The 2,048-nt window shown below is 63.1% G+C and carries 1 protein-coding gene; it reads right to left on the reverse strand.

The window, feature by feature from the left end; genetic code table 11:
* Positions 1-367 precede the first annotated feature (367 nt).
* Positions 368-1,447 (reverse strand): helix-turn-helix domain-containing protein, encoded by a 1,080-nt coding sequence (locus BM162_RS22125; protein ID WP_093426014.1) that lies wholly within the window; start codon positions 1,445-1,447, stop codon positions 368-370.
* Positions 1,448-2,048: the final 601 nt, after the last annotated feature.

The following is a 2,048-nucleotide window of genomic DNA, read 5'->3' on the forward strand; positions in this document are numbered from 1 at the left end:
ACAGACCGCCTGCCCCGGAAGCCATCGTCACCGTCGACCGAAGGAGGGCAATGCATTAACAATCAACCTGGACCACTCGAATGGGGCAGTTCACCGGACCCTGACCGGCGTACCTCTTCTCTGCGATTGTCGTCATGGGGGAGCATTCGCTAATTCAGACGGGAGCAACTCGAGGCCCCCGTCGATGAACGAGCCGATCGCGCGCATCAGGATAGAACTCGAGGGAAGCAAGCCCGTCGTCTGGCGCGGTGTGAGAACGCCGCTTAACCCCAGTTCGCTGTCTCACAATTTTAGACCGGTACATTCTGTTGGAGATTTCCCACTTTCGCTCGAAATGGGGTCGCTCCGCCCCAGAGGGAAAGCGATCTCAGGCTGCCGCTGCCCGGGTCGCCGCGCCGTAAGCGGGCTCTTGGCACCTGAGCCAGTAGCCAGCCGCGTTCGCGCGCGTGCGGAAGGTGTAGAATTCGTCCAGCCTCTCCCTCTCGAGGGCCATGCCGGCACGCGCCGCACGCTCCAAATGAGCGTCTTCCGGAAGCCGCCGCCAATGCGGCTGCCAGGACTCGCTGATTTTCCCGATGGCGCTGGAGATCGCCGAACCGGTCCTGGCCTCTCCGGCAATGACATCCGCGGCGTCGCCAATCTCTTTCGGCGTCACCCGAAGACGCCTGTCTTGGCAGAACTGCTGCATCGCGGCGCGTGCCAGGCTGCGGGCGTCTGCCTCATCGAGCAGACCGGCCGCCTTGGCGAGCGCATCGGCGCGCCTGATCACGCGCCGAAGGAGCGCCGGGTCCGGCGTCCCGTAAAAGTTGCCGAAGGCCTCCCTTTCGGAAGGACGGTGGTTCCTCCAGGCCTGCTCATCCTGAACACTCCAATTCTCCACTTCCCCGGACGCAGGCGCGTCCGGAGAATGGGTTGGATGGATCTTGTTTAGATCGGGTATGGGTTTATTGCGTTTATCCTGCTGATTGCCGCGTTCAGCCGAGTGATCGCAGCGTTCACTTTTCGCGGACGGGTCGGCATCTACCGACGCGGCTTCGCCACCCCGTACCGGATCGCCGGCCCGCGCATGCTCTACCTTTCCGCCGGATGTCCTGCGCCGCGTCGCCTTTGCCTCGGCCAGCGACCGCCAGTGCTCCAGAATTCCGTCCCAGCCGACGATGCGGATCTTCAAGCGGTAGTTGAAGCCCGTGCACGTCGTCTGGCGAATGGTGTCGATGTAGCCCGCCTCCCGCAGCTCCTTCACGTACCCCGAGATGGAGGAGTTCGAGCGGTTCAGCAGCTCGCCGAGCTGCTCGTAGGAATACCAGCTCTCGCCGGCGTCGCTCGCAGCATTGCAGAAGAAACAGAGGAGGAACCGTGCGCAGGGGCTGACTGGCGCGCGGAAGAACGCATCCGGGATGCGCGCGAACCCGCCGCGGTGGGTTTCGTCGAGATGCTGGGTCGTCATGCTGGTCGTCCTTCTTCCGTTGCGGGAGAAGGGTGGGTTCGCTCGACCGGGGCGAACGCACCGGATCAAACCCTTGCCACATGATCACTCGCGGCAGCGCCCAGGCCGGTGTCACCACCGGGCGGGCTGCAACGGGCGCGACCGGAGCACCGGGAGATTGCGCATCAAATTTTTCAGGCTTCCGGAAAGCTTCCACTCGCCAACGAGCTCTGGCGACGTGCGGTACGTGGACCAATCGTCCGAGTCGTGCGCAGCGGCGAATGCCTCTTCAACAAGCAGAACGCAGGCATGACCCGCTACCTGTGTCTCGGCCAATCCCTCGACGTCGCGTGCCACGTCCGTTCCCCGGGCTATGACGCCCCGGCTTGGGACACCGCATCGCTCTCCTCCTGCCCTGCCCGGGAAAAATGACCTTGCGACACCGATTACGCGGTTTGTTCCGACTCCGCTCCGTCGACTCCAGTTCCTTTCCACACGCCACACGAAAGGACCCCGACGATGTCTTTTAGTCCCACACGCACTCAGATCCTGCAGCTCATCCAGACCGGATGAACTGCCCCATTCGAGTGGTCCAGGTTGATTGTTAATGCATTGCCCTCCT

The sequence above is a fragment of the Tranquillimonas alkanivorans genome, from assembly GCF_900115595.1.
GTDB lineage: Bacteria > Pseudomonadota > Alphaproteobacteria > Rhodobacterales > Rhodobacteraceae > Tranquillimonas > Tranquillimonas alkanivorans.